Source organism: Arthrobacter sp. 35W, from assembly GCF_000482545.1.
In the GTDB taxonomy this organism is placed as follows: domain Bacteria; phylum Actinomycetota; class Actinomycetes; order Actinomycetales; family Micrococcaceae; genus Specibacter.
On record NZ_KI519454.1, the window covers coordinates 181,361 to 206,492 of the forward strand.

Here is a 25,132-nt window from a genome sequence, read left to right on the forward strand (position 1 = left end):
AGTTTCGTATAAGAAACAGTTAGCCGGTGAAGGGCTTGGCGGAGATGATCTCCACGGGGATTTCCTTGCCGTTGGGGGCGGTGTAGCTGAGGGTGTCGCCGGCCTTGTGGCCTTGGATGGCTGCGCCCAGCGGGGACTTCTCGGAGAAGACGTCCAGATCGGTGTCGCCGGCAACTTCGCGGCTGCCCAGCAGGAACGTGGTCTCATCGCCTGCGATGGTGGCAACCACCAGCATGCCCGGCTCCACGATGCCGTCGTCGGCCGGGGCCTCACCCACGTGGGCGTCGCGCAGCAGCGCTGTCAGCTGGCGGATGCGGGCCTCGATCTTGCCCTGCTCGTCCTTGGCAGCGTGGTAGCCGCCGTTCTCCTTGAGGTCGCCCTCGGAGCGGGCCTGTTCGATCTTCTTGACGATCTCGGCGCGGCCGGGGCCGGAGAGGTGTTCCAGCTCGACCGACAGACGATCGAAGGCTTCCTGGGTGAGCCAGGCAGCGGGTGCACTGTTGGTGGTAGACACGTACAACTCCTTGAAGAGGATAAAACCGAGAGGGTCGAGCTAAGCGGATCTTGTGAAAAGAACCGGCAAGCAAAGACCCCGCCGGGGCGGCACACAGGCCAACCAAGCGGGGCGGAGGTATTAGACAAGTGTAGGCAAGAACACGCCTTAACCCAAGCAGGGCGCGGCGGAGGGGGCCCGGGGGCCGTGTGCCGGGCCTAGGGCTGCTTGACGATCCAGCAGCTGTCGACGACGCCTGTCACGGCGGGTGAATCGGTCCGCACGTGCACGCGCAGCGCCGTCGTGCGTCCCGAATCGGAGCCCTCGGAGCTGCTGTTGGGGCCGATGGTGGCGACATTCCAGCCGACCACGGCGTAGGTGGCGTCCATGGCCTTCACGGCGCACTGGGCGGTGTCCGCGGGATCCTTGGTGACCTGCAGGTCAACCTCCGTCAGAGTGGCGTCAACCACCGAATATCCCACCAGCTTGTTCACCACCGGGGCCTCACCGCGGCCCAGTGCCAGCCAGGCCACGAAGGCCAGCGCCAGCACGGCGGCAACGGCCAACCAGACCACTTTTGCCCGGCGGCCGAGTGCGCGCTTGGGCGCACCGTAGCGATTGGCTACGCTGGTAGTTGCTGAGGAATTGGATACAGTCACAGAAGTCCACTTTGGTTGTGGGACCACGGGTTCTACGCCGCAGGCTCTTGTGATCCGCTTGCACGGATCCGGACCTTGACAGTTTATCGTTCATTTTGATTGCGGATGTTTTCATCCAGGTCCGAAAGGAAAGCCCCATGGCCACCAAAGAGGGGCTCCCCGACGGGGGGCTGCGCCTGCTCACCGTGCACGCCCACCCCGACGACGAGGCGTCCAAGGGCGCGGCCATGATGGCCGGCTACGCAGCCTCCGGCGTCGGCGTGATGGTGGCCACGTGCACCGGTGGCGAGCGGGGCGGCATCCAGAACCCCCGCATGGAGGGCGACCCGCACTCGGCCCGCGACATGGGCGGCGCCCGCCGCCTGGAGATGGCCCGCGCCGCGGCCCTGCTGGGCATCGAGCACCGCTGGCTCGGCTTCACGGATTCCGGCCTGCCGGAGGGGGATCCGCTGCCGGACCTGCCCGCAGGCTGCTTCGCCCTGGCGCCGCTGGAGATTGCCGCGGAGCCGCTGGTGCGCCTGGTCCGCCGCTTCAAGCCGCACGTGATCGTCTCCTACGACGAAAACGGCGGCTACCCGCACCCCGACCACATCATGGCCCACCGCGTGGCCGTGGAGGCCTTCAACGCCGCGGGGGACCCGGAGAAGTACCCCAATGCGGGCGAGCCGTGGATGCCGTCGAAGCTCTACTACGACCTCGCCTTCAACCCCCAGCGTTTCCGTGCCCTGCACTTTGCCCTGGAGGAGGCGGGCATCCAGTCGCCCTTTGCCGAGCGGCTGGCGGCCTGGCTGGAGTCCGACGCCGATGGGCACGCCCCGCCGGTGAGTCCGCACCCGACCACCACGCAGATCGACTGCGGCGACTACTTTGAACTCCGCGAGGCGGCCCTGCGCGCGCACGCCACCCAGGTGGATCCGGATGGCTTCTTCTTCGCCGTTTCGGCCGAGATGCAGCGCAAGGTGTGGCCGTGGGAGGACTACTCGCTGATTGAATCCCGGGTGAAGACCTCCGTGCCCGAGCACGACCTCTTTGCTGGCCTACGATAGATAGTTGGCGGGCCTGTGCCCGCCCTCGCATGCCAACAGGGGTTTTTCCTGCCACGGGGACCAACGAAAGACTGAATGTGCACTCTTTGATCTTGCAGTTCGACACCACCACGCCGTCGGGCGATCCCACGCTGCGCCCGGGGCTGGACCCGAACCAGGTCAGCCCCGGTTTCCTGGGGTTCATCATCACGTTCGGCATTGTGGTGGTGATGTTCTTCCTGATCCGCGACATGGTCAAGCGCATCCGGCGCGTCCGCTACCGTGAGCAGGTCTCCGACGACGCCGTTGCCGCCGGTGCTCCAGCAGGCGCCGCCGGCGCACACAAGGTCGGCGGCAGCCACGGGCCCGACGCCGAGTACCTCACCCAAGGTGTCGACGCAGCAGGAACGTCCGGCGGCGCTGCGGCGCCCGCGGACGGCACCGAGACTGATGAGCCCGGAACGCCCCGCAGGGACTAGCTCCGAGGGGGCCAACCCGCCGCCCCGCCCCGCACCAGGGGGAGGGGCCAATCTGCTGGCCGGCGAGCCGTCGGCGTATCTGCGCCAGCATGCGGACAACCCCGTGCATTGGCAGCCGTTTTCGGACGCGGCCTTTGCCCAGGCCAGCGCCCGGGATGTGCCCATTTTCCTGTCGATCGGCTATGCGGCCTGCCATTGGTGCCATGTCATGGCGTCGGAATCCTTCGAAGATCCCGGCGTCGCGGCGTACCTGAACAGCAATTTTGTCGCCATCAAGGTGGACCGCGAGGAGCGCCCGGATGTGGACGCCGTCTACATGGCCGCCACCCAGGCCATCAGCGGCGCCGGCGGCTGGCCGATGAGCGTCTTCCTGGCCCCCGACGGCCGGGCCTTCCATGCCGGCACCTACTTCCCGCCCACCCCGCTGCCGGGGCGGCCCTCGTTCCGCCAGGTCCTTCAGGCCGTGGTGGAGGCCTGGACCGAACGCCGCGCGGCGGTGGAGGACAGCGCGGGCGAGCTCACGGCCATCCTGGCCGGATCGGCTCTGGCCCCGGTCGCCACGAAGTCCGTCCCCGGCTCCTGGCTGTACGGCGGCGCGCTGGACACGCTGCTGGCTGATGCCGCCCACGCGCTGGCGGCGGCCGAGGACCCGGAGCACGGCGGCTTTGGCGGCGCACCGAAGTTCCCGCCGACGCCGGCCCTGGAATTCCTCCTGAGGCATGCCGCCGGGCCCACGGATTCCGCGGCTGACTCTGTGGACGTGGCCCGGGGCGTGGCCGCGCGGACGCTGTCGGCGATGGCCAATTCGGCGCTCTACGACCAGCTCGCCGGCGGCTTCGCTCGGTACTCGGTGACGGCGGACTGGTCGCTGCCGCACTTTGAAAAAATGCTGTACGACAACGCCGGGCTGCTGCGCGTCTACGCCCACTGGCTCCGGCTGCCCGGGGGCGGTGCAGTCCTGCACGGAGATGCCTTCCCGGCAGCGGAGGCACGACGCGCCGCGGCCGGCACCGCGCGCTGGATGCTGGCGGAGCTGCGCCTGCCCGGTGGTGCCTTCGCCTCCTCGCTGGATGCCGACACGGTGGTGGCGGGTGTGCACCAGGAGGGCGGGACCTACCTGTGGACCGCCTCGGAGCTTGAGGAGGCTGCACGTGCCGCGGGCCTGCCGGGCGAGGGCTTGTGGGCTGCGCGCTTGATGGGCGTCGGCGCCGAGCCCGCCCCGCTGCACCCGGCGCGGCCGCTGGATGCGGGCAGCCGCGGCCGCTGGGAGGCCCTGGCCCCGGCCCTGGCTGCCGCGCGGAACCTGCGCGCGCAGCCCGCCCGCGACGACAAGGTGGTGGCCGGCTGGAACGGCATGGCCGTGGCGGCCCTGGCCGATGCCGCCCAGGTGCTGGAGGATCCGCGGTTGCTGGCGGCCGCGGTGGCCGCGGCAGCATACCTCTGGGAGGTCCACTGGGACGGCGCCGTGCTGTCCAGGGTGTCCCACGAGGGCGCCGCGCGCGGCATCGCCGGGCTGCTGGAGGACTATGCCGCCTGCGCGGAGGGGTTCCTGGCGCTCTACGCGGCCACGGGGGACGGGGAGTGGTTCCTGCGGGCAGGCACGCTCCTGGACGCCGCCGTCGACCGTTTTGCCAGCGGCGGGCTGCTCCGGGAGGTTCCGGACGCGCCCGGCCCGTTGCACAATGCCGCCGGCGGGCCGCTCGCCGCCGATCCGTTCGACAATGCGACGGCCAGCGGGTCCGCCGTCTTTGCCGCGGCGCTGCTGGCCCATGCCGGCTACAGCGGATCCGCCAGGCACCGCAGCATGGCCGAGGGCATTCTGGACACGCTGCCGGCCCTGGCCCGCCGCGCCCCACGGGTGGCGGGGGGAGCGCTTGCCGTCGCCGCGGCACTGCAGGCCGGCCCGCTGGAGGTGGCCGTCGTCGGCCCCGACACGGACGCCACGCGGGATCTGGTGCGCACCGCGGCCCGCTCCGCCTCGCCGGGCATGGTGCTGGCCGTCCGGTTCACGGATGGTGCCCCCGATGGTGCCCCCGGCGTCGCCGCTAATCCTGGGACCGATGTGGTGCCGCTGCTGCGGGACCGGCCACCGGCGTCCGACGGCGGGCCGCTGGCCTATGTGTGCCGCGGCATGGTCTGCGCCCTCCCCGTGGGGACGCCGCAGGAGCTGGCGGCCCGGCTGGCACAGCCCTGACAGGCACCGTCCCAGCGGCCGGGCCTAGTGCCAGATGGCCATGGCAATCGCGGCGAAATGCGTGGCGAAGCCGGCGATGGTGAAGGCGTGGAAGAGTTCGTGGAAGCCGAAGTGCTTGTGGCTGAAGTTGGGCTTCTTGATCCCATAGATGACGGCGCCGGCAATGTAGAACACGCCGCCCAGGCAGATCAGCACTGTGGCCGGCACGCTGGCGGCGGCAAACTCGGGCAGGAAGAACAATGCGGCCAGCCCCAGCAGGACGTAGACCGGCACGTACAGCCAGCGCGGCGCGCCCACCCACAGGACCCGGAAGAGGATGCCGGCCACTGCGCCGGACCAGATCAGCCAGAGCAGCAGCGTGGCCACCGGCTGGGGCAGCAGCATCGCCGACAATGGCGTGTAGGAGCCGGCAATGACCAGCATGATGTTGGCGTGGTCCAGGCGTTTGAGCAGCACCTTGGTGCGCGGCGTCCAATTCCCGCGGTGGTAGAGCGCGCTGGTGCCAAAGAGCAGCACGCCGGTGGCCGCGTAGATGGCCGAGGTGGCCTTGCCGGTGGTGGTGGGGGCCGCCAGAACCAGCAGCACGCCGCCCAGCAGGGCCAGCGGCGCCATGCCGGCATGCAGCCAGCCCCGCCAGCTGGGCTTGGTCGTCAACAGCTGGGTGGCACTCATACTGGCATCCTAACGGGTAACGTAGTCAGGGTAGTTCCCAACAATCAACAGCATGGCCGATCGGCCCTGACGAGTGGAAGCCGGGTGGTCCCATGCAGCTGTTCTCCTCGCCCATGAGGATGCCCAGGCTGCTGTACGGCTACTACGAGCGCCGTCTGGTGCGTGCGCTGGACCGGAGCAGGATCCCCAACCACATCGGCGTCATGGTGGACGGGAACCGGCGCTGGGCCAAGCAGTTCAACGCCCCCACCCGGGACGGCCACCAGGCCGGAGCCGACAAGATCCTTGAATTTCTGGGCTGGTGCCAGGAGCTGGGCATCAAGGTTGTCACTCTCTACATGCTCTCCACGGACAATATGAGCCGCTCCAGCGAGGAGCTGGACGAGCTGATGGGCATCATCGCCAACACCATGGACCTGCTGGATGCCGACGCGGACATCAGCGTCCACGCGATGGGCGCCCCGGAGCTGCTGCCGGACTATCTGGCGGACAGACTCTCCTCTTTGACGGCCCGCGTGCCGGCCAAGGAGCGCATCCACGTGAACATGGCCATCGGCTATGGCGGCCGGCGCGAGATTGTCGACGCCGTCAAGGAACTGCTGCACGACGCCGAGGCCGCCGGCCGCTCGATGCCCGAGGTGGCCGATTCGCTCGACGTCGACGACATCTCCAAATACCTGTACACCCGCGGCCAGCCGGATCCGGATCTGGTGATCCGCACCTCGGGGGAGCAGCGGCTCTCCGGCTTCCTGATGTGGCAGAGCGCCTACAGCGAGTTCTATTTCTGCGAGGCCCTCTGGCCGGCGTTCCGCCGGATCGATTTCCTGCGCGCCCTGCGCGACTACGCCGGCCGCAGCCGCCGCTTCGGCGCCTAAGGGCGTTTGGCAACAGTTCACCTGTCATTCCACGACACGCAATCCAAGTTCCACCAGTTGCCCCCGCCGCCGGGCGTAGCGTGGGCCGTATCGGAGGACACCTGGTCTTCCGATCGGGAGGCCGGTTATGACGGGTTGCGTCGCACAGCCGCCGGGTGCAGGGCACCCGGCAGTACAGCACGCAGCGCCGCGCATGGACCAGGGACCGAGCGTCCCTCTGGCACCCGCACCCACCCATTTGATGCCGGGTGCGTGCACCCGGGGCTGGAGTCGATGTGGCACACACCCAGAACACGGAGCAGTCCGCAGCAGCACCCACCACCCACAGCTATGTGGTGGACACGTCAGTGCTGCTGTCCGATCCGCGGGCCATCCTGCGGTTCGCCGAGCACGAGGTGATCGTCCCGGTGGTGGTCATCACCGAGCTGGAGGCCAAGCGCCACGACCCTGAGCTGGGCTACTTCGCCCGCAAGGCCCTGCGCCTGCTGGACGATCTGCGCGTTGAGCACGGCGGCCTGAACAAGCCCGTCCCGCTCGGGACCGAGGGTGGCACGCTGCGGGTTGAACTGAACCACATCTCCGCGGACGTGCTGCCGGCCGGATTCCGGATCGGCGGCAACGACACGCGGATCCTGGCCGTGGCCAAGAACCTGGCCAATGAGGGCCGCAACGTCACGGTGGTCTCCAAGGACCTCCCGATGCGCGTCAAGGCCTCGGCCATGGGGCTGCACGCCGACGAGTACCGCAACGAACTGGTCAAGGACTCCGGCTGGACGGGTGTGGCGGAGGTGGACGTGAGCGATGAGGAGATGACGCAGCTCTACACCCACCAGCCCAAGTTCATCCCCGCCGCCGCGGAGCTGCCCACCAACACCGGCCTGGTGCTGCTCTCCAACCGCGGCTCGGCCCTGGGCCGCGTGGGCGCGGACAAGCAGGTGCGCCTGGTCAAGGGCGACCGCGACGTCTTCGGGCTGCACGGCCGCTCCGCCGAACAGCGCCTGGCCATCGACCTTTTGATGGACCCGGAGGTCGGCATCGTCTCCCTCGGCGGACGCGCCGGCACCGGCAAGTCCGCCCTGGCCCTCTGTGCGGGCCTTGAGGCCGTGCTGGAGCGCCGCGAACACCGCAAGGTGGTGGTCTTCCGCCCCCTCTACGCCGTGGGCGGCCAGGAGCTCGGCTACCTGCCCGGCTCCGAGTCCGAGAAGATGAACCCCTGGGCCCAGGCGGTCTTCGACACCCTCGGCGCGCTGGTCTCCCCGGAGGTGGTGGAGGAGGTCATGGGCCGCGGCATGCTGGAGGTCCTGCCGCTGACCCACATCCGCGGGCGCTCGCTGCACGATTCCTTCGTGATCGTGGACGAGGCACAGTCTCTGGAGAAGAACGTGCTGCTGACCGTGATGAGCCGCATCGGCCAGAACTCGAAGATCGTGCTCACCCACGACGTCGCCCAGCGCGACAACCTCCGCGTGGGCCGGCACGACGGCATCGCCGCCGTCGTCGAAATCCTCAAGGGCCACCCGCTCTTCGGCCACATCACCTTGACCCGCTCCGAGCGCTCGCCGATCGCGGCCCTGGTCACGGAACTGCTGGAGGGCGCCGAGCTCTAGGGAGCAGGCCGCCTCAGGCGTCCGGGCCCAGCTCCCACGGGATGTGGGCCCGGACGTCGGTCAGGCCGAAGCTGGTGTCCTCAAAGAGATCGTCCAGCATGTACTCGTCGACGGCGGCGATCGCCAGCCAGTGTCCGGCCCCGGCGAGCTCGCCGTCCAGCGCCTGGCTGGCCACGCAGACGCCGGTGCCCGCGTCGATCCGCAGCAGCGTCCGGCCCGGGTAGAGCAGGGGGTGGCCGGGGCTGGTCGGCTGGTACGTGGCCGTCGGCTCGACCGTGGCCTGCCACGCCGTCCTGCCCTCATGCTCCACCACGGTGATGGGCCCCGGCTCCGCCACATTGGCAAAGGGCGAATCCAGCGGGACCGGGGCGCGTCCAGCCAGTTCCACGGGGTCAAGCAGGGCGGCAAAGCGCGGCGTGCCGAACACCGGTTCGCCGTAGGCGGCCTCGGGGCGCCGGGCGACCAGCCCGTCGCCGTCGTACACGGGCGTCACCAGATGCGGCGGCAGGTACCAGGGCTTGCGGTTGCCGCTGATGAACAGCCCGTCCCGGGAGTCGTTGATCCCCGAGGTGTTCTGCAGCAGCGCGCCGTCCAGGGATTCCACGCGCAGGGCTCCGGGCCGGCGCAGCCAGCAGGCCACCGGCGCCGGCGGCTCGCGCCCGTCCCCGCGCTGGGCAGTGGGAATGCCCCAGCGCAGCGTGAAACGCAGGCTTTGCCATTTCCACGGCGAGGACCTGCACAGGTTCCGCCACTGCGCTGCGGTGGGCTCCATGGCCACATCCTACGCGGAATTCCCACGCGTGCCGCGGCCTGCCGGCAGGTCCCGGTGTCGTAGCATCGGGCCATGATGGTGCGGATGGGGGAGCTGTGGACCGGCAGCTGGCCGGCGGCCGCGGCGGTGCTGGCGGCGCTGCTTTTCTTCCTGCCCGTCTCGGTGCGGCTGGCCATCATCGACATCCGCACCCACCGTCTGCCCAACCGTCTGGTCTTCCCCGGCTTCGCCGTCCTGGTGGTCCTGCTGCCAGGCGCTGCGCTGCTGGCCGGCGAGGCCGCCACCGCGCTGCGCACCCTCGCGGCGGGGGCGGCAGTGGGCGGGCTCTATCTGGCGCTGCGGCTGATCCATCCGGCGGGCATGGGGCTGGGGGATGTGAAATTGGCCGTGGTGCTGGGCCTGCTCCTGGGCTTTTCCGGCTGGGCTGCCGTGCTGGCCGGCACCGCCGGGGCCTTCCTGCTGGGCGGCGTCTGGGGGCTGGTGCTGCTGGCCACCGGGCGGGGCACGGTGAAGACCCAGATCCCTTTTGGGCCGTTCATGATCGCCGCCGCCTGGGCCGCGCTGCTGCTGGTGCCCTGAGCCCGCCGGCAGCGGTGGTCGGTAGGCTTGGACCATGCCTGCACCCGACTTCCTGCTGTCCCTGCGCGCCAAGATCGGCCACGACCCGCTCTGGCTCCCCGGTGTGAAGGGGGTGGTGTTCGACGACGACGGCCGGGTGCTGCTGGGCCAGCGCGCCGACACCGGCGAATGGGCGCTGATCACCGGCATGCTCGACCCGGGGGAGGAGCCGGCGTCCGGACTGCTGCGGGAAATCTTCGAGGAAACCGCCGTGGAGGCCGGGATCGAGGGCCTGGTGGCCATCGACGTCGTCGGCCCCGTCACCTTCCCCAATGGCGACGTCTGCGACTTCCTGAACATCGTCTTCCGCTGCCGCTATCTGGGCGGCGAGGCCCGGGTGAATGACGACGAATCGCTGGACGTGCGTTGGTTCGCCCTGGACGAGCTGCCGGCGATGCGCCCCGGACACCTCAAGAGCATCGAGCAGGCGCTCGCCTTCGACGGCAGAACCCACTTCGCCCCCGCTTAAACCCAACTGTGCGACAGTTGACATCCCTAAAACGCGTCATAGGGACGTCAACTGTCGCACAGATGAGGGGTGGGGCTAGACGGAGGCCTTGGAGTCCTCGTCGGAGTGGGTGCCGCCGTCCGCGCCGCTGGAGTCAGCCGAATCGTCGGCGTCCGACGACGGGGCGGAGCCGGCGTCGCCGGCCACGCCAACGGACCCCTTGCCGGCCAGCTGGGCGGCTTCCAGGGCCTCGGCCTCGGCGCCGCCGATGGCCTCGCCGCGGGCCACCATGCCGGCGGTGTCCGAGAGCGGTATGACCTTCATGGTCAGGGCCAGCACCAGGGCGATGACCATGAACGGAATCAGGTACCAGAACACCGGAGCCAGCGAGCCGGCGTAGGCATTGATGATGCCGTCGCGGATGGCGCCCGGCAGCTGGGCCAGCGCCTGCGGATCCAGCGTCGCCGTCGAACTCTGCGCCTGCTCGGCACTGGCGCCGGCATCGGTGAAGACGCCCTTGAGGGCCTCGGAGAGCCGGGAGGTGAACATGGCGCCGAAGATGGCCACACCCAGGGCGGAGCCGACCTCGCGGAAGTAGTTGTTGGTGCTGGTCGCCGTACCGATCTGCTCGGCGGGCACGGAGTTTTGGACCACCAGGACCACCACCTGCATGATGAAGCCCAGGCCGGCGCCGAAGACGAACAGCTGCGCGCAGATCACCCACACGGGGGTCTCCGCCGTCAGCGAGGTCATCCACAGCATGGTGATGATGGTCAGCACCGAGCCGATGATCGGGAAGATCTTGTACTTGCCGGTCTTGGACATCATGATGCCGGAGTAGATGGACGTACCCATCAGGCCCACCATCATGGGCAGCATCAGCAGGCCGGATTCGGCCGCGGAGGTGCCGGAGGACATCTGCAGGAACGTCGGCACAAACGCCAGGGCGGCGAACATGCCCATGCCCAGCACGAAGCCGATGGCGGTGGAGTTGATGAAGATCCGGTTCTTGAACAGCGACAGCGGGATGATCGGATCCTCGGCCTTGCGCTCGGCAAAGATGAAGGCGACGACGGCGGCCACCAGCAGGGTGCCGAAGGCCCAGGTCAGCGGGCCGTCCCAGCCGTAGAGGTTCTCGCCGGCGGCGTCCTTCTTGCCGCCGAAGTCGGTGAAGAAGATCAGCGCCGTGGTGGCGATGGACAGCAGCACCACGCCGGGGATGTCAATGCGCTTGGTGGCCTTCTTGTTGGGCAGCGTCAGCGTGAAGTAGGCGATGGCGAAGGCAATGATGCCAACCGGGATGTTGATGTAGAAGGCCCATTCCCAGGTCAGGTGGTCCACAAAGTAGCCGCCCAGCAGCGGGCCGGCGACGGCGGAGAGGCCGAAGATGGCGCCGAGCGGGCCCATGTACTTGCCGCGCTCCTTGGCCGGGACGATGTCGGCAATGATCGCCTGGGACAGGATCATCAGACCACCGCCGCCGAGGCCCTGCAGGGAGCGGAAGACCACGAAGCCCCAGAAGTCGGTGGCAAAGGCACAGCCCACCGAGGCCAGGGTGAACAGCGCGATGGCGAAGAGGAACAGATTGCGCCGGCCCAGGACGTCGCCAAACTTGCCGTAGATGGGCATCACGATGGTGGTGGCCAGCAGGTAGGCGGTGGTGATCCAGGTCTGGTGCTCGACGCCGCCGAGCTTGCCCACGATGGTGGGCATGGCGGTGGAGACGATGGTTTGGTCGAGGCTGGAGAGGAGCATTCCCGCGATCAGTGCAGAGAAAATGATCCAGATCCGCCGTTTGGTCAGCAGCAGCGGTTGGGCTGCGGTCGCGGTGCTCATGGAGTTCCTTCGGTGGGGGTGAACGGGAGGGAAAAGAAATCCTGCGCCGCCGCGAGGTATCCGCCGAGGATGGCGCGGTAGCTGAGGGTGTTGGCTTCGGAGAAGAACTCCTCACCGGTTTTGCGTGAGACCACGCCAAAGAGCATCGTGACCATGACTGCCGCCGGGTGGCCGGGCGGCAGGCCCTCGCGCTGGGCAATCAGGGCGGCAAACTCGGCCTCGCGGTCTCCGGCGGTGCCCATCATCTTCAGCAGGAGCTGGGGCTCCACCTTTATGACTGCCACCAGCTCGGCGATTTCGTCCTTGTTGAAGTCGCCGTGCTCGACGACGGCGCAGGTTACTTCGAACAGATCCTGGAGCAGGTTGCGCGACAGCACCCCCGGGCCTGATGTGTCGGCGCCGTCGAGGAAGGCCTGCAGCTCTTCATCCGGGAAGTCGTCGAGCATGTGCCCGATGATGGCGTCTTCCTTGCTCGGGAAGTAGTTGAAGAAGGTCCGGCGCGAGATGCCGACCTCCTCGCACAGGGCCTCGATGGTGAATCCGTTCAGGCCGGACCGTGCCGTCAGCCGGCGGGCCGTTGCGGAGATGGCGGCCCGCGTCGCGGCGCGTTTGCGCTCGCGCAGGCCATAGCCGCCGTCGATATTTGCACTTTCAGTCACAAAGTAAAAGTTTGCACTATCAAACCAAGAGTGCAAAGTTGTTTTCGAGTGGCGTTTGTCACGGCATGCAAAAGGCCCGCGGCCCGCGCCCCGGCAAGGGGGCGGGCCGCGGGCCTTGAAGGCCTGCGCCGGGTGCTACTGGGGCGGGCGCGTCATGGACATGACGTCCAGGGCGGTGTCCAGCTGCTCCTCGGTGACCTCGCCGCGCTCCAGGAAGCCCAGGGCGATGACTGTTTCACGGATGGTCAGACCCTCGGCCACGGCGTGCTTGGCGATCTTGGCGGCGTTCTCGTACCCGATGTACTTGTTCAGCGGCGTCACGATGGAGGGGGAGGCCTCGGCCAGGAAGCGGGCGCGCTCCACATTGGCGGTGAGGCCGTCGATCATCTTGTCGGCCATCACGCGGGAGGTGTTGGCCAGCAGGCGGATGGACTCCAGCAGGTTGGCGGCCATCACCGGGATGCCGACGTTCAGCTCGAAGGCGCCGTTGGTGGAGGACAGGGCGATGGTGGTGTCATTGCCAATCACCTGGGCGGCAACCATGATGGCGGCCTCGCAGATGACCGGGTTGACCTTGCCCGGCATGATCGAGGAGCCCGGCTGCAGGTCCGGAATCGCGATCTCGCCAAGGCCGGTGTTGGGACCCGAGCCCATCCAGCGCAGATCGTTGTTGATCTTCATGAAGGAATAGGCGATGTTGCGCAGCTGGCCGGAGGCCTCGATGAGGCCGTCGCGGTTGGCCTGGGCCTCGAAGTGGTTGCGGGCCTCGGTCAGCGGCAGGCCGGTGTCGGCGGCCAGCAGGGCGATGACGCGCTGCGGGAAGCCAGCGGGGGTGTTGATGCCGGTGCCGACGGCGGTGCCGCCGAGGGGGACCTCGGCCACGCGCGGCAGGGAGGCCTGGATGCGCTCGATGCCGTAGCGGACCTGGGCGGCGTAGCCGCCGAACTCCTGGCCGAGGGTGACGGGGGTGGCGTCCATGAGGTGCGTGCGGCCGGACTTCACGACAGTGGCGAATTCGGCTTCCTTGCGCTCCAGCGAGGCGGCCAGGTAGTCCAGCGCGGGGATCAGGTCATTGATCAGCGCGGAGGTGGCAGCCACGTGGACGGACGTCGGGAAGACATCGTTGGAGGACTGCGAGGCGTTGACGTGGTCGTTCGGGTGGACGCGCTTGTCGTTGCCCGCAGCCGCCAGGGCCTCGTTGGCCAGGGAGGCGATGACCTCGTTGGTGTTCATGTTCGAGGAGGTTCCGGAGCCGGTCTGGAAGACATCGATCGGGAAGTCGCCGTCGAACTCGCCGGTGGCAACCAGATCAGCAGCGGCCTCAATGGCGCGGGCGAGCTCGCCGTCGAGCACTCCCAATTCTGCATTGGCGGTTGCGGCGGCCTTCTTGATGCGGGCCAGGGCCTCGATGTGGGCGCGCTCGAGCGTGGTGCCGGAGATCGGGAAGTTCTCCACGGCGCGCTGCGTCTGGGCGCTGTAGCGGGCGTTGACCGGAACCCGGACCTCACCCATGGTGTCGTGTTCGATGCGGAACTCTTGTGCGGTGGCCGCGGCAGTGTCAGTCATGATTTCTACGATATCTGAACCTGGCACCCTTGTGCTCACGCGTGCAGGCTCCGCACGGGGCGGGCGGCCATTGACGTGCAAGTAAATGCTTGCCTATCGTTGCAGTGTGGCGGATGTATTCAAGGCCCTGGCCGATCCCACCCGCAGGATCATCCTGGACGAGCTGGCGGAGCGGGACGGGCAGACGCTTTTTGAGCTCTGCGGACGGCTGCTCATGGTCCATGGGCTCTCGTCGTCGCGCCAAGCTATTTCACAGCATTTGGAATTGCTGGAAGCGGCCGGTCTCATCGATTCCAGGCGCGAGGGCAGGTACAAGTTCCACCACATCAACACCACGCCGCTTGAGTCGATCTTCGAGCGGTGGCTCAACAAGCCCGGCACTGCCGGCACCGAAGGCAGAGGAGAGAACGATGAGAATCCACCTGACAAGCGTGTTCGTTGACGACCAGGCGAAGGCACTGGAGTTCTACACCGAAAAGCTCGGGTTTGTGAAGAAGGACGACGTCCCGCTGGGTGCCGACCGGTGGCTGACGGTGGCCTCGGCGCAGGAGCCGGACGGCACGCGCCTGCTGCTGGAGCCCAGCGGGCACCCGGCCGTGCACCCGTTCAAGGATGCGCTCGTGGCCGACGGCATCCCGTTCACGCAGTTTGCCGTGGAGGACGTCCAGGCCGAATACGAACGGCTGAGCGCCCTTGGCGTGCGCTTCACTCAGGAACCGGCCACGATGGGGCCCGTGACCACTGCCGTCTTTGACGACACCTGCGGGAACCTGATCCAGATTGCGCATATGGCCGGGTGACGGCCCTGCGCCCCAAGCAGGCTTCTAGAGCGTACCGATCTGCGAGACCAGATCCGCCCGGCCCTCGACCAGGCGGTAGGTCAGGCCGACGACGGCGGCCTTTTCGCTGGCCACGGCGCGGGCAATGATGGGGGAGTTCTGCACCAGGCGGTCGACCGTCTGCTTCACGTGCTCCTCCACCATGTCGTTGACATCGGCGGTGTGGTCGTTGCGCAGCGAGGTCAACACCGACGGCGTGATCCGCTCCACCAGGTCCCGGATGAATCCGGACGGCATTTCACCCGTGGCAACGGCACCCTTGGTGGCCGTGACGGCGCCGCAGCTGTCGTGGCCCAGCACCACAATCAGCGGCACGCCCAGGTACTGGACGCTGTACTCCAGCGAGCCCAGGACGGTGTTGTCGATGACGTGGCCGGCGGTGCGGACCACGAAGGCGTCGCCCAGGCCCAGATCAAAGATGATCTCGGCCGCCAGGCGGGAGTCGGAGCAGCCGAAGATGACGGCAAACGGGTTCTGGGTGTTGGCCAGCGAAGAGCGGCGGGAGGCGTCCTGGTTGGGGTGCGAGGACGTAGCGTCCACGAAGCGCTGGTTGCCTGCCATGAGCTTGGTCCAGGCCTCGGCCGGGCTCACATGGTGGACGGCGGCGGTGGTGCCGGCTTCTTCGGGTGCTTCGCTCATTTGCTTCCTCCATTGGTGGATCCATCGACTGCGCTCTGGGCCGCGGACACCGCGGCCGTGGCCAGGATGTCGAAATCGGCCAGTGGTGCACTGCCGGTGAGGATGACTGTACTGCCGCCGGGGACGGTGGCGGTCAGGGATTTGTCGCTTCCGGGCTTGTCACGGAGCTCCCAGCTGATGCCCGCGATGGTGCGTTCACCGGTAATGGGGGCCTCCTTGGCCTGCTGGAGAAGCCAGGTCGGATTGGCCGTGGCGCTCTGCTTCAGCGAAATAAATGACGTCGACGCCGTCACATAGCCGACGTCCCAAAAGGCCACCTTGTCCGCGCCTGCACCGTTCCAGCGGGCGTAGTTCACGCTCCAGTCCTGGGGCAGCACGGGTGCCAGCGGCGTGAAGCCCGCGGCGTCCTTGGCCTGTTCGGCCACCTCGGAAACGATCACCGGCTGGCGGTAGCTGTCGGCCTTCTGCGGGGCGTTGAGCAGCACCACGGGAAGCGCTACGGCGAGGGAAACCAGCAGTGCCAGGATCATGCCGATCACGGAGGCATTGGCCCGTTTTGCGGCCGCTGCTGCGATCACGGGCTTGGCCTGGGCGGGTTCGACGGCGGGATCCTGCCGGGGCGTTTGGGTGGACGGCCCGGAATTTGGTGTTTGACTCACCCATCCATGATCCCGCATCCCGGCGCCGATCTCATCATGGGGGAGGTCACACCTCCTCTGAAGAGGCCCCGATCTATGATTGGTCCGTAGGGAAGCGCACTTCCAGGCATTCAGCTCGGGCCTGCCCATGGCCCTGCCAACTCGACGATGAGGATTTTCGTGACAGAGAACACAGCAGAAGCACAGTATTCGACACTTTCGCGGTCGCTGGCCGTTGGAGATGACGAGCCGGACCGCAACCTGGCCCTGGAATTGGTGCGCGTCACCGAGGCCGCAGCCATTGCCGGCGGCCACTGGGTTGGCTTTGGCGACAAGAACCAGGCCGACGGCGCCGCCGTCGACGCCATGCGTTCGCTCCTGTCCACCGTCCACTTCAATGGCGTTGTGGTGATTGGCGAGGGCGAGAAGGACGAAGCTCCGATGCTGTACAACGGCGAGCGTGTCGGCGATGGCACCGGCCCCGAGTGCGACGTCGCCGTCGACCCGATCGACGGCACCCGCCTGACAGCCCTGGGCATCAACAACGCCCTGGCCGTGCTGGCCGTGGCCGAGCGCGGCAGCATGTACGACCCCTCCGCCGTGTTCTACATGGAGAAGCTCGTGACGGGCCCGGAGGCAGCCGACATGGTTGACCTGCGCCTGCCGGTCAAGCAGAACCTGCACCTGATCGCCAAGGCCAAGGGCGTGAAGGTCAACCAGCTCACCGTGATGGTGCTGGACCGCGACCGCCACCGCCCGCTGGTGCAGCAGATCCGCGACGCCGGCGCCCGCACCAAGATGATCATGGACGGCGACGTTGCCGGCGCCATTGCCGCGGCCCGCTCCGGCACCGGTGTGGATGCCCTGATGGGCATCGGCGGCACCCCCGAGGGCATCGTGGCGGCCTGTGCCATCAAGACCCTCGGCGGCGTCATCCAGGGCCGCCTGTGGCCATCCTCGGACGATGAGAAGCAGAAGGCGCTGGACGCCGGACACGATCTGGACCGGGTGCTCTCGACCAACGATCTGGTGACGAGCGACAACTGCTACTTCGCCGCGACGGGCATCACGGACGGCGATCTGCTCCGCGGTGTGCGCTACGACAAGGGCCGCGTTCTGACGCAGTCCATCGTGATGCGCTCCAAGTCGGGGACGATCCGCTTCGTTGATGGTGAGCACCAGGCGGCCAAGTGGGAGTCCTACGCCCGCCGGCTCTAACCCCCGTCCTCTTCACCGGTGGCTGGGTCCGGCGGCAGACAGCCGTTTTCCCGGCGACTGTGCCGCGACGGCCGCGGGCGGCCTGCGGCCCCTGACGTCGCCTACGGAAAACGGCGGCTCTGCCGCCTCGCGCCATGCTGACCGAGGACGCCGGCGCCCAGGTTCTGGGCACCGGCGTCCTTTGCTTCGGGCGGCGCTGCCGCCTTGCATGAAGTCGAACTGTGACGCCGGAACCCAGGGCAATGGCCCTGGGTGCCGGCGTCTTGTGTTTCTCGTCGTGGCGGCCTCTGTCCCAGATCCAGCCCACGGCAGCCGTCACACCTTGCGGCGGGTCGGGGGTGGGTGGGGTTGCGGATAGGGTTAGAGCATGACTTTGAGCGTTGAGCAGTGCACGGACCGGGAGCTTTGGGACCAGACGGTGGCGGACAGCCAGGGGCATCCGCTGCAGCTGTGGGGCTGGGGCCAGACGAAGGCCAACCATGGCTGGAAGGTTGACCGGGTCGTTGTGAAGGACGGCGCCGAGGTGGTGGGGCTGGCGCAGATCCTGCTGCGGACGCTGCCGTTCCCCTTCAAGTCCCTGGCCTACATCCCGCGCGGCCCGCAGGCACAGCCGGAGCGCATCACCGAGGTGCTGGACGCGGTGTCCGGCTACGTCAAGGGCGCGCACGGTTCCGTGGTGCTCAGCGTTGAGCCCGATTGGGAAGAGGGCGACGCCGGATCGCCCGTGCAGGCGCTGGAAGCGGCGGGCTTCGTGCACAGCGAGAACCAGATCCTGATCCCGCGCACACTGATCCTTGACCTGGCCCTGACGCCGGACGAGCTCCAGGCCGCGATGCACAAGAAGCACCGCCAGAACATCCGCAAGGCAACCCGCGACGATCTGGACTACCGCGTCATCGAGCGCAGCGAAATGCCCGAGGTCATGGCCATCTACCGGGCCACGGCCGAGCGCGCCGGCTTTGGGCTGCACGAGGACGCCTACTACGAAGAGGTCCACGACAACTACGGGAACGCCTCCGAGATCCACGGCGCCTACTTCGAGGGCCGTCTGGTGGCCTTCCTGTGGCACGTGGCCAGCGCAACGACGTCGTTCGAGATCTACTCCGGCGCCACGGTGGAGGGGCAGAAGCTCAACGTCAACTACGCCCTGAAGTGGTTCTCCATCCAGCGCATGCAGGAGCGCGGCGTGCTCCGCTACGACCTGGACGGTCTGCTGAACGACGGCATTTCCGAGTTCAAGAAGATGTTCGCCAAGCACGAGAACATGCTGGTGGGCAGCTGGGACAAGCCGCTGTCGCCGCTGTACCCGCTCTACACCAAGGTGCTGCCGCTGGCGAAGAAGGCCCTGCGCAAGATCCGCGGGCTGCTCAAGCGCTGACCGCTGAAACTGTGCAACAGATAACGCCCTTATGGAGCTCCATAAGGGCGTTATCTGTTGCACAGATGTGGGGCTAGGCGCCCTGCAGTCCGGAGACGGTGACGGCGAAGACGACGGCGGTGCCGGCGTCGTCGTCCTGCCCCGGCGTGTGCGCGTGGACCAGCACCGGCTCCTCCGACGCGGGGACGAAGACGCTGGAGCCGCGGTTGAGCACGACGTCGGCGCGCGGGGAATCCAGCAGCACCGACCCGGCGACGGCGAGCACCAGCAGGGGTCCGTTCTGGGCCAGCGGCACGGGCTCGCCACCGGGGGCCAGTTCGATGCGCTGCAATTGGAACTCGGCGAACGGCGGGGCCCAGATCTGCTGGCCCAGCTCGGTCTCGACAGCCTCGATCAGCGGGACGGGAAGCGGGCGGAAATCCACCGTGGCCAGCAGTTCGGGCACGTCCACGTGCTTGGGGGTCAAGCCGCCGCGGAGCACATTGTCGCTGGAGGCCATCACCTCCACCCCCAGGCCGTGCAGATAGGCGTGGATGTTGCCGGCGGGCAGGTACATGGCCTCGCCGGGCTTCAGCGACACCCGGTTCAGCAGCAGCGAGATGAGCACGCCCGGATCGCCCGGGTAGGTCCCGGCCAGGGAGACGACGGTTGACAGTTCCGGCCCGAGGGTGTCGGGATCGGCCTGGGTGAGGGCAGCCGCGGCCTGTGCCACCAGGTCTGCGGCTTCGGCGCCGCCGCCGATCAGCAGTTCAAAGGCCCGGCGGAGGATGACAGGCTTGGCGATGCGGCTGTTCAGGGCGGCCAGCACCTGTACGAGCAGGGCCGGGGCCGAAGCCCCGGTGGCCTCGATGGCGGCGCCAACTCTGCGGAACAGAATGGCGGCGTCGGCGCAGTGGCGGAAGCCGCAGAGCGCCTCGAAGTCCGTCAGCGCGAAGATCATCTCCGGCTTGTGGTTGTCATCCTTGTAGTTGCGGTGCGCGGCGGTGCGGGGCACACCGGCGGCCTCCTCGGCGGCATAGGCCACCCGGGCCTGCTCCAGCGTCGGGTGCACCTGCAGCGAGAGGGGGGTCTCGGCGGCCAGGAGCTTGGCCAGGAACGGCAGCCTGTCGCCAAAGGCGGCCCGGCTGTCCGCGCCGAGCATGCCTGAAGGATCGGAGGCAATCAGTTCATCGAGCCCGACGACGGTGCCGTCGGGCAGCTGCGCCCGCGAGGGGGAGTCCGGGTGTGCGCCGAGCCAGAGCTCGGCCTCGGGGCCGCCCGAGGGAGTGGTCCCCAGCAGCTCGGCAATGGCGTGCCCGGAGCCCCAGACGTAGGGGCGGAGTGTGTTGCTAAGGGAATACATTGATCCTCCTGGCAGGCGTATGGACATGGCAAAGGGTGGAGCCGGCCGGCGGCCCGGATGGCCGGGCAGGCCCGGGTGGTACTGCCGGGCGGTCAGCCCGGGGTGCAGCTTCCATTGTTGATGAGCAGCGATTCCAAGGTGGCGGCGTCGCCGTTGACGGCCAGCTGCTGCAGGTAGGCCTCGGTGAGCGGAGGGGCCTGCTGCGTCGGGGCCTGCTGGGCAGGTGCCTGGTTCGAGGGCGTCTGGCCTGCCGGCGTTTCAGGCGTGGTGCCGCCCCCGGCGGGCGTCTGGGCCGCCGGAGCAGCGGGCGCCGCAGATCCCGAGGCGGACGCCAGCAGCTGCTGGACCCGCTGGTGGATGAGGTCGAAGTCCGGGTAGGTGGAGAATTCCTTGTCGAAATCCGGCGGGCCGATGGTCAGCCGCTGCAGCGGGTGGGCCTTGCTCTTCAGCGCCAGGGAGACAAAGCTGCCCAGCTGGCTGGCGGGCAGGTTGGACTCCATGACCTGGGTGCCTGCCGAGGCGATGGCATCGAACTTGGTCAGCACGGTGGCCGGGTCCATCTGCTTCAACAGGGCTGCCTGGATGCACTGCTGGCGTTCGGAGCGGGCGTACTCCAGCACCCATTCGCGCGAGCGGGCGTACCAGAGGGCGTGGTAGCCATCCAGGGTCTGCACCCCGGGGGCGATCCAGCCGGTGGGCGGCAGGTGGTTGCCGTTGCCGTAGACGTCGTCGCCGCTGATGGGCACCCAGCCGCCGGCGTTGATCTTCACCCCGCCCAGGGCATCGACCAGATCGGAGAAGCCGGCCATGTCGATGAGCATGTAGCCCTGGATCTGGAGCCCCAGCGTGCCGCCTGCCGCGTCCATCATGGCTTCGGCGCCTGGATCTGCGGCGCCCGGGTACAGATCCGGGTGGTTGTTGGTGACCTCTGTGTAGAGGAAGTTGATGATGCAGTCATCGCCGCAGTTGTAGCCCTGCGGGTAGATCTTGTGCAGCGGTGAGTCCTCGGAAAACTGCGCGTTCTGCAGGTTGCGCGGGATGCTGATGGTCGCGGCGGCACCGGTCTTGGCATCGACGCTGACCACGATGATGCTGTCCGGACGGCGGCCGGCCCGGTCCGCGCCGGCGTCGCCGCCCATCACCAGAAAGTTGTAGCGCCCGTCCACCGGCTGCATGTCCGGGCCGGAGGCGAAGATGCTGGTGATGGCATTGCGCCCGGAGCTCACCAGATAGGCGGCGTAGCCCAGCGATCCGCTGGTCAGCACCAGAAGGGCCGCCAGCGAGGCTCCGACGACGGCGCGCATGCCCGGGGCCAGCAGCACCGGGCGGATAATCATCAGCGTATTCAGGAACACCAGACCCCAGCCGATGGCGATGGCCGCCAGAACGACTATCACCAGCAGCGAGGTGAGCGGGTTGGTGAACAGGTTCAGCAGGGCTTCACGGTTCACCAGCGCCAGCACCACGGCGGCGGCCACCAGCAGCCACACCACCAGGGTCAGCCGCAGCGCCAGCCGCCCCAGCTTCTTGTTGCCGGCCACGATCTGGGCGCTGCCGGGCAGCACGAGGGTGAGCAGCAGCAGTACAAACGCCCGCTTGGTCCGCAGCGGGGCCGGAGCCGACTGCGGGTAGCGCACGGGGTCGGTCAAGACCGGAGGCCTGCGGGAGGCCCGGGAGACCTTGGGACTGCTGATGCTCATACGGTGGACCTATCCCACGCCGGCGGGGGACTGTGCGCCGGCGGCGCCGGGAAGGGCTGCCGGCTGCGGGAAGACCTGTTCAACCTTGGCCCGCAGCGAGGCACCCTTGGCGGTGGCGGCGTCGTTGATGCTCTGGGCAAACTCGGCGAGCTTTCCACCGAGCACCGCGGCGAGGTCATCGGTGCCGGAGGCGAGGATGCGCACGGCCAGCAGGCCGGCATTGCGGGCCCCGCCGATGGAGACGGTGGCCACGGGCACGCCGGCCGGCATCTGGACGATGGAGAGCAGCGAATCCATGCCGTCGAGCGTCTTCAGCGGCACGGGGACGCCGATGACGGGCAGCGTGGTGACGGAGGCGAGCATGCCGGGCAGGTGGGCGGCGCCGCCGGCTCCGGCGATGACCACGCGGATGCCGCGCTCGGCCGCGCTCTGGCCGAAGGCGATCATTTCCGTCGGCATCCGGTGGGCGGAGACGACGTCGGCCTCAAACGGGATGCCGAATTCGGCCAGCGCCTCGGCGGCGGCCTCCATGACGGGCCAGTCGGAATCGGAGCCCATCACGATGGAGACGATGGGTGCTGCGGTCTGGCTGCTCATCGCTGGCCCTCCTGGGTGGTTGAAGCGGTGTCCGGGGCTGCCCCGTCGCGGATGATCGAGGCCACGGTGGTGGCGCGGGCGCGGACCTCGTCCACGGAGTCGCCGGCACTGCCGATGACGTTCACGTGGCCGATCTTGCGGCCGGGGCGCACGGACTTGCCGTAGCTGTGCACCTTGACCGTCGGCTCTGCGGCCAGGGCTGCAGGGTAGGCGCTGAACAGGTCCGCATTGGCCCCGCCCAGGAAGTTCTTCATGACCACAATGCCGCCCAATGCGCCGGTGTCGCCCAGCGGCAGGTCCAGGACGGCACGCAGGTGCTGCTCAAACTGGCCCGTGACGGAGCCGTCCATGGTCCAGTGGCCGGTGTTGTGCGGGCGCATGGCCAGCTCGTTGATCAGGTAGCCGGCGCCCTGGCCGGGGGTCTCAAAGAGCTCGGCAGCCATGACGCCAGTGACGCCAAAGGCCTCGGCAATCTGCAGCGCTGCGTTCTCGGCAGCTGCCTCGACGTCGGCCGGCAGGCCGGGCGCGGGGGCAATGACCTCGTCGCAGACGCCGTCGACCTGGATGGACTCGGCCACCGGCCAGGCCTTGGCCTCGCCTCCCGGGGTGCGGGCCACCAGGGCGGAGAGCTCGCGGCTGAAGGCCACCTTCGCCTCCACCAGCAGGGGCGACATGGCGTCGAACCAGTCGGCGGCGGCGGCAGCCTGGGCGGCGTCGTCGAGCATCTTCACGCCCTTGCCGTCGTAGCCGCCGCGCGGCATCTTCAACACCACGGGCCAGCCGTTCGTGTCGCCAAAGGCCACGATGTCCGCCACGGAGGAGACGGCGGCCCAGGCCGGGTTGGGCAGCCCCAGCACGGCAATGGCGGCACGCATCACCAGCTTGTCCTGGGCATTGATCAGGGCATCCGGGCGCGGCTGGACGTTGACGCCCTCCGCGATCAGGGTCTGCAGATGCTCGGTGGGGACATGCTCGTGGTCGAAGGTCAGCACATCCACGCCCTGGGCAAAGCGGCGCAGGGTGTCCAGATCGCGGTAGTCACCCACCGGCGCCTGGGCGACGGCGGCAACCGCCGAAACGTCGGGGGCTTCCGCCAATACACGAAGTTCAAAACCAAGGGCCACGGCGGCAGGGGCCATCATTCGGGCCAGCTGTCCGCCGCCGACAACGCCGATTACAGGAAAAGTCACAGGCCCCAGCCTACCGAACCTGCGGGGCGGACGCGGTGTTTGTGGGGTGCGATGGGGGAAGTTTGGGGCACCTTTGGGGCGGGCATCCAGACTTCTGGCTTAGAATTGGATGTTGGCCGGCCCTCCGGTCCGCCAGCTGTAGAGCCATTGTGGAGGAAATTTGTTGCAGTCAGTCATGGGTCGATTGCGCGGCCTCGCAGGCCTGTTTTGGCGTGAAGTCGCCAAATTCGGAGCTGTGGGCGGCGTGGCATTCGTCATCGACACGGGCATCTACCTCTGGCTGCTGAACGGCCCGCTGAGCGACCACCCCACACGGGCAAAGATCGTCTCGGCCGTGGTGGCCACCCTGTTCTCCTGGGTTGCCAACCGCTACTGGACCTTCCGCCACCGCCGCGGGACCAACATTGCCCGCGAGGTGATGCTCTTTGCCGTCATGAACGGTGTGGGCATCGCCATTGCCGCCGGCTGCGTCTATGTCTCCCACTGGATGCTCGGCTTCACCTCCGCCTATGCGGACTTCGTGGCGGGCTCCGTGGTGGGTCTGGTGCTGGGCACCATCTTCCGCTTCTTTGCCTACCGCTTCTGGGTGTTCACCGAAGAGCTCGACGCCGAGCCGGAGTTCGCGCACGACCACGAGCTGCTCGAGCCGGAGAAGCCGCGCATCTAACATCTAACCGCGCAGCATCCACCGGCAGCAGTGGCTAGTGGGGCCGGGGGCCTTCCCTGGTGATCTTTTCGGTCGCCACCAGATGGTCCGTGGCCTCCACATCCGGGTGCAGCAGCACCACTGATCCACCGGCGCTCCAGATGCCAAGTGCCGCCCGCAGCACGGCGTCAAGACCGTCGCCGGCGCGCAGCAGCACCCGTCCGCCGTCGCCGGCCTCCGCATAGCTCTCCATTAGTTCCGCATAGCTGGTGCTGCCCTCTTCCGTCGCGACGGCTGCCGTATCGGCATGCGGGGCGTCGAAGGCCGTGAAGACATCGCCGTGCGCCCGCACCTCGGAGGCGTAGTCCACCGCGCCCTCGGGCAGCTCCCCGTCCCAGCGCATCTGCAGCGCCGGCAGTGCCACCGCGGCCAGGAAGGAATTATTGGCCGCTGCGGCATCCGCCCAGGCGGCCGGGTCCGTGGTGGCCACGACGGCGGGGTCCAGCCCCGCGCCCAGATCCACGGTGGCGCCCGCTGCCCAGCCCGCCAGGGCCCAGCACAGGGTGCGCCAATGCGGCGGCAGGTCCAGGCGGACAACGCTGCCCGGTTCCACATCCAGTTCATCGCACAGCAGGTTCGCCGTCTTGGCCACCCAGTTGTCCAAAACCCGCCCCGAGAGCTCCACGCGTTCCCCTGACGGGCCGTACCAGGTCAAGCGCGGCGAGGTGGGGTCCACCCGGCGCAGAGCGGCGAGCAGATCGGTGGGGGAGGAAATGTGCGCAGGCATACACAGCATCTTGCCACCTTCACCCCGCCCGGCGCGCCATGTGATGCTCGCCACAGTCAAAATATGCCGTGTCATACATATGACAGCCCGGTTGGCCGAATTCCCATGGAATTTTCAGCTTGGCACGGTAGGCGTGTCACGCCACGCCCGGCTAGTGTGCCAAATTGTGTGGCGTGGCGCGGCTAACACTGCCGCCAAATGTCGTTATGATCCCGGTCCGCTTGACGTTTCCGGTCTTACACCGGTGTAATTAGG

26 protein-coding genes are annotated in these 25,132 nt (G+C 68.1%); 12 read left to right on the forward strand and 14 right to left on the reverse strand.

Features of this window, described 5'->3' with window-relative positions; translation table 11 throughout:
- Positions 1-19 precede the first annotated feature (19 nt).
- Both greA and K254_RS0100860 read right to left on the reverse strand, forming a co-directional pair.
- Entirely contained in the window at positions 20-514 is a 495-nt protein-coding gene (gene greA / locus K254_RS0100855) for a transcription elongation factor GreA (RefSeq protein WP_026553795.1), read from the reverse strand.
- 197 nt (positions 515-711) lie between these two features.
- Positions 712-1,152 (reverse strand): DUF4307 domain-containing protein, encoded by a 441-nt coding sequence (locus tag K254_RS0100860; protein WP_026553796.1) that lies wholly within the window; start codon positions 1,150-1,152, stop codon positions 712-714.
- A 137-nt stretch (positions 1,153-1,289) separates the two neighbouring features.
- Here K254_RS0100860 and mca point away from each other — a divergent pair, with 137 nt between their 5' ends.
- From mca to K254_RS0100875, 3 genes are all read left to right on the forward strand, one after another.
- Complete coding sequence (gene mca / locus K254_RS0100865; protein ID WP_026553797.1) at positions 1,290-2,198, forward strand: mycothiol conjugate amidase Mca; 909 nt, start codon at positions 1,290-1,292, stop codon at positions 2,196-2,198.
- A 77-nt stretch (positions 2,199-2,275) separates the two neighbouring features.
- A complete protein-coding gene (locus tag K254_RS25100; RefSeq protein ID WP_035748831.1) occupies positions 2,276-2,656 on the forward strand; it encodes a hypothetical protein in 381 nt (126 codons plus the stop codon).
- Positions 2,628-4,850: a thioredoxin domain-containing protein gene (locus tag K254_RS0100875; protein ID WP_081709799.1), complete on the forward strand. Its 2,223-nt coding sequence runs from the start codon at positions 2,628-2,630 to the stop codon at positions 4,848-4,850. The genes K254_RS25100 and K254_RS0100875 overlap by 29 nt, the downstream gene beginning before the upstream one ends.
- Before the next feature lie 24 nt (positions 4,851-4,874).
- On the opposite strand, the gene trhA is transcribed toward K254_RS0100875, so the two are convergent.
- A complete protein-coding gene (trhA, locus tag K254_RS0100880; RefSeq protein WP_026553799.1) occupies positions 4,875-5,522 on the reverse strand; it encodes a PAQR family membrane homeostasis protein TrhA in 648 nt (215 codons plus the stop codon).
- 113 nt (positions 5,523-5,635) lie between these two features.
- Here trhA and K254_RS0100885 point away from each other — a divergent pair, with 113 nt between their 5' ends.
- Complete coding sequence (locus K254_RS0100885; RefSeq protein WP_026553800.1) at positions 5,636-6,397, forward strand: isoprenyl transferase; 762 nt, start codon at positions 5,636-5,638, stop codon at positions 6,395-6,397.
- Positions 6,398-6,672: 275 nt separating this feature from the next.
- Positions 6,673-8,004, forward strand: a complete 1,332-nt coding sequence (locus tag K254_RS0100890; RefSeq protein WP_051388617.1) for a PhoH family protein — start codon at positions 6,673-6,675, stop codon at positions 8,002-8,004.
- A gap of 13 nt (positions 8,005-8,017) precedes the next feature.
- Here K254_RS0100890 and K254_RS0100895 read toward each other — a convergent pair whose 3' ends face one another.
- A complete protein-coding gene (locus K254_RS0100895; RefSeq protein ID WP_035748832.1) occupies positions 8,018-8,776 on the reverse strand; it encodes a hypothetical protein in 759 nt (252 codons plus the stop codon).
- Between the two features lie 72 nt (positions 8,777-8,848).
- Between K254_RS0100895 and K254_RS0100900 the strand changes: the two genes are divergently transcribed.
- Together K254_RS0100900 and K254_RS0100905 are read left to right on the forward strand one after the other, a co-directional pair.
- Complete coding sequence (locus tag K254_RS0100900; protein ID WP_026553803.1) at positions 8,849-9,355, forward strand: prepilin peptidase; 507 nt, start codon at positions 8,849-8,851, stop codon at positions 9,353-9,355.
- Positions 9,356-9,389: 34 nt separating this feature from the next.
- A complete protein-coding gene (locus K254_RS0100905; protein WP_026553804.1) occupies positions 9,390-9,863 on the forward strand; it encodes an NUDIX hydrolase in 474 nt (157 codons plus the stop codon).
- Positions 9,864-9,938: 75 nt separating this feature from the next.
- On the opposite strand, the gene K254_RS0100910 is transcribed toward K254_RS0100905, so the two are convergent.
- From K254_RS0100910 to K254_RS0100920, 3 genes are all read right to left on the reverse strand, one after another.
- Entirely contained in the window at positions 9,939-11,678 is a 1,740-nt protein-coding gene (locus K254_RS0100910; RefSeq protein WP_026553805.1) for an MDR family MFS transporter, read from the reverse strand.
- A complete protein-coding gene (locus K254_RS0100915; RefSeq protein ID WP_026553806.1) occupies positions 11,675-12,337 on the reverse strand; it encodes a TetR/AcrR family transcriptional regulator in 663 nt (220 codons plus the stop codon). Before K254_RS0100915 ends, K254_RS0100910 begins: the two co-directional genes overlap by 4 nt.
- Positions 12,338-12,472: 135 nt before the next feature.
- Positions 12,473-13,903, reverse strand: a complete 1,431-nt coding sequence (locus K254_RS0100920) for a class II fumarate hydratase (protein WP_026553807.1) — start codon at positions 13,901-13,903, stop codon at positions 12,473-12,475.
- Between the two features lie 106 nt (positions 13,904-14,009).
- On the opposite strand from K254_RS0100920, the gene K254_RS21055 reads away from it, so the two are divergent.
- Together K254_RS21055 and K254_RS0100930 are read left to right on the forward strand one after the other, a co-directional pair.
- Positions 14,010-14,345 (forward strand): ArsR/SmtB family transcription factor, encoded by a 336-nt coding sequence (locus K254_RS21055; RefSeq protein WP_051388619.1) that lies wholly within the window; start codon positions 14,010-14,012, stop codon positions 14,343-14,345.
- Complete coding sequence (locus tag K254_RS0100930; protein WP_026553808.1) at positions 14,314-14,703, forward strand: VOC family protein; 390 nt, start codon at positions 14,314-14,316, stop codon at positions 14,701-14,703. Before K254_RS21055 ends, K254_RS0100930 begins: the two co-directional genes overlap by 32 nt.
- 24 nt (positions 14,704-14,727) lie before the next feature.
- Here the strand turns inward: K254_RS0100930 and K254_RS0100935 are convergent, their stop codons facing one another.
- On the reverse strand, positions 14,728-15,381 hold the full coding sequence (locus K254_RS0100935) for a carbonic anhydrase (protein WP_051388620.1): 654 nt from the start codon (positions 15,379-15,381) through the stop codon (positions 14,728-14,730).
- Positions 15,378-16,040 carry a DUF4245 domain-containing protein gene (locus tag K254_RS0100940; protein WP_231391711.1) on the reverse strand — a complete coding sequence of 221 codons (663 nt, stop codon included), beginning with the start codon at positions 16,038-16,040 and terminating at the stop codon, positions 15,378-15,380. Before K254_RS0100940 ends, K254_RS0100935 begins: the two co-directional genes overlap by 4 nt.
- Positions 16,041-16,187: 147 nt before the next feature.
- Here K254_RS0100940 and glpX point away from each other — a divergent pair, with 147 nt between their 5' ends.
- Positions 16,188-17,237, forward strand: coding sequence for a class II fructose-bisphosphatase (gene glpX / locus K254_RS0100945; RefSeq protein WP_051388622.1), 1,050 nt, complete (start codon positions 16,188-16,190; stop codon positions 17,235-17,237).
- Positions 17,238-17,604: 367 nt separating this feature from the next.
- Positions 17,605-18,615: a lipid II:glycine glycyltransferase FemX gene (locus tag K254_RS21060; protein WP_035748835.1), complete on the forward strand. Its 1,011-nt coding sequence runs from the start codon at positions 17,605-17,607 to the stop codon at positions 18,613-18,615.
- 73 nt (positions 18,616-18,688) lie between these two features.
- On the opposite strand, the gene manA is transcribed toward K254_RS21060, so the two are convergent.
- From manA to K254_RS0100970, 4 genes are all read right to left on the reverse strand, one after another.
- The gene (manA, locus tag K254_RS0100955) at positions 18,689-19,957 is read right to left on the reverse strand and encodes a mannose-6-phosphate isomerase, class I (protein WP_026553812.1); all 1,269 of its coding nucleotides are present in this window, start codon (positions 19,955-19,957) and stop codon (positions 18,689-18,691) included.
- Positions 19,958-20,049: 92 nt separating this feature from the next.
- Positions 20,050-21,657 carry an LCP family protein gene (locus tag K254_RS0100960; RefSeq protein WP_026553813.1) on the reverse strand — a complete coding sequence of 536 codons (1,608 nt, stop codon included), beginning with the start codon at positions 21,655-21,657 and terminating at the stop codon, positions 20,050-20,052.
- Positions 21,658-21,666: 9 nt separating this feature from the next.
- Positions 21,667-22,254 (reverse strand): 5-(carboxyamino)imidazole ribonucleotide mutase, encoded by a 588-nt coding sequence (purE, locus tag K254_RS0100965; protein WP_026553814.1) that lies wholly within the window; start codon positions 22,252-22,254, stop codon positions 21,667-21,669.
- On the reverse strand, positions 22,251-23,444 hold the full coding sequence (locus tag K254_RS0100970) for a 5-(carboxyamino)imidazole ribonucleotide synthase (protein ID WP_035748837.1): 1,194 nt from the start codon (positions 23,442-23,444) through the stop codon (positions 22,251-22,253). The genes purE and K254_RS0100970 overlap by 4 nt, the downstream gene beginning before the upstream one ends.
- A gap of 235 nt (positions 23,445-23,679) precedes the next feature.
- On the opposite strand from K254_RS0100970, the gene K254_RS21065 reads away from it, so the two are divergent.
- The gene (locus tag K254_RS21065; protein WP_231391712.1) at positions 23,680-24,111 is read left to right on the forward strand and encodes a GtrA family protein; all 432 of its coding nucleotides are present in this window, start codon (positions 23,680-23,682) and stop codon (positions 24,109-24,111) included.
- 34 nt (positions 24,112-24,145) lie between these two features.
- Here K254_RS21065 and K254_RS0100980 read toward each other — a convergent pair whose 3' ends face one another.
- Positions 24,146-24,877 (reverse strand): TIGR03089 family protein, encoded by a 732-nt coding sequence (locus K254_RS0100980; RefSeq protein ID WP_231391713.1) that lies wholly within the window; start codon positions 24,875-24,877, stop codon positions 24,146-24,148.
- Between the last annotated feature and the right edge of the window lie 255 nt (positions 24,878-25,132).

Bases quoted from the DNA above. Each gene is read 5' to 3' on its own strand.
- mca (WP_026553797.1), top strand. From the start codon at position 1,290: ATGGCCACCAAAGAGGGGCTCCCCGACGGGGGGCTGCGCCTGCTCACC.
- K254_RS0100875 (WP_081709799.1), top strand. From the start codon at position 2,628: ATGAGCCCGGAACGCCCCGCAGGGACTAGCTCCGAGGGGGCCAACCCG.
- trhA (WP_026553799.1), bottom strand. From the start codon at position 5,522: ATGAGTGCCACCCAGCTGTTGACGACCAAGCCCAGCTGGCGGGGCTGG.
- K254_RS0100885 (WP_026553800.1), top strand. From the start codon at position 5,636: ATGAGGATGCCCAGGCTGCTGTACGGCTACTACGAGCGCCGTCTGGTG.
- K254_RS0100895 (WP_035748832.1), bottom strand. From the start codon at position 8,776: ATGGAGCCCACCGCAGCGCAGTGGCGGAACCTGTGCAGGTCCTCGCCG.
- K254_RS0100900 (WP_026553803.1), top strand. From the start codon at position 8,849: ATGATGGTGCGGATGGGGGAGCTGTGGACCGGCAGCTGGCCGGCGGCC.
- K254_RS0100905 (WP_026553804.1), top strand. From the start codon at position 9,390: ATGCCTGCACCCGACTTCCTGCTGTCCCTGCGCGCCAAGATCGGCCAC.
- K254_RS0100910 (WP_026553805.1), bottom strand. From the start codon at position 11,678: ATGAGCACCGCGACCGCAGCCCAACCGCTGCTGCTGACCAAACGGCGG.
- K254_RS0100920 (WP_026553807.1), bottom strand. From the start codon at position 13,903: ATGACTGACACTGCCGCGGCCACCGCACAAGAGTTCCGCATCGAACAC.
- K254_RS0100930 (WP_026553808.1), top strand. From the start codon at position 14,314: ATGAGAATCCACCTGACAAGCGTGTTCGTTGACGACCAGGCGAAGGCA.
- K254_RS0100935 (WP_051388620.1), bottom strand. From the start codon at position 15,381: ATGAGCGAAGCACCCGAAGAAGCCGGCACCACCGCCGCCGTCCACCAT.
- glpX (WP_051388622.1), top strand. From the start codon at position 16,188: ATGAGGATTTTCGTGACAGAGAACACAGCAGAAGCACAGTATTCGACA.
- K254_RS21060 (WP_035748835.1), top strand. From the start codon at position 17,605: ATGACTTTGAGCGTTGAGCAGTGCACGGACCGGGAGCTTTGGGACCAG.
- manA (WP_026553812.1), bottom strand. From the start codon at position 19,957: ATGTATTCCCTTAGCAACACACTCCGCCCCTACGTCTGGGGCTCCGGG.
- K254_RS0100960 (WP_026553813.1), bottom strand. From the start codon at position 21,657: ATGAGCATCAGCAGTCCCAAGGTCTCCCGGGCCTCCCGCAGGCCTCCG.
- purE (WP_026553814.1), bottom strand. From the start codon at position 22,254: ATGAGCAGCCAGACCGCAGCACCCATCGTCTCCATCGTGATGGGCTCC.
- K254_RS0100980 (WP_231391713.1), bottom strand. From the start codon at position 24,877: ATGCCTGCGCACATTTCCTCCCCCACCGATCTGCTCGCCGCTCTGCGC.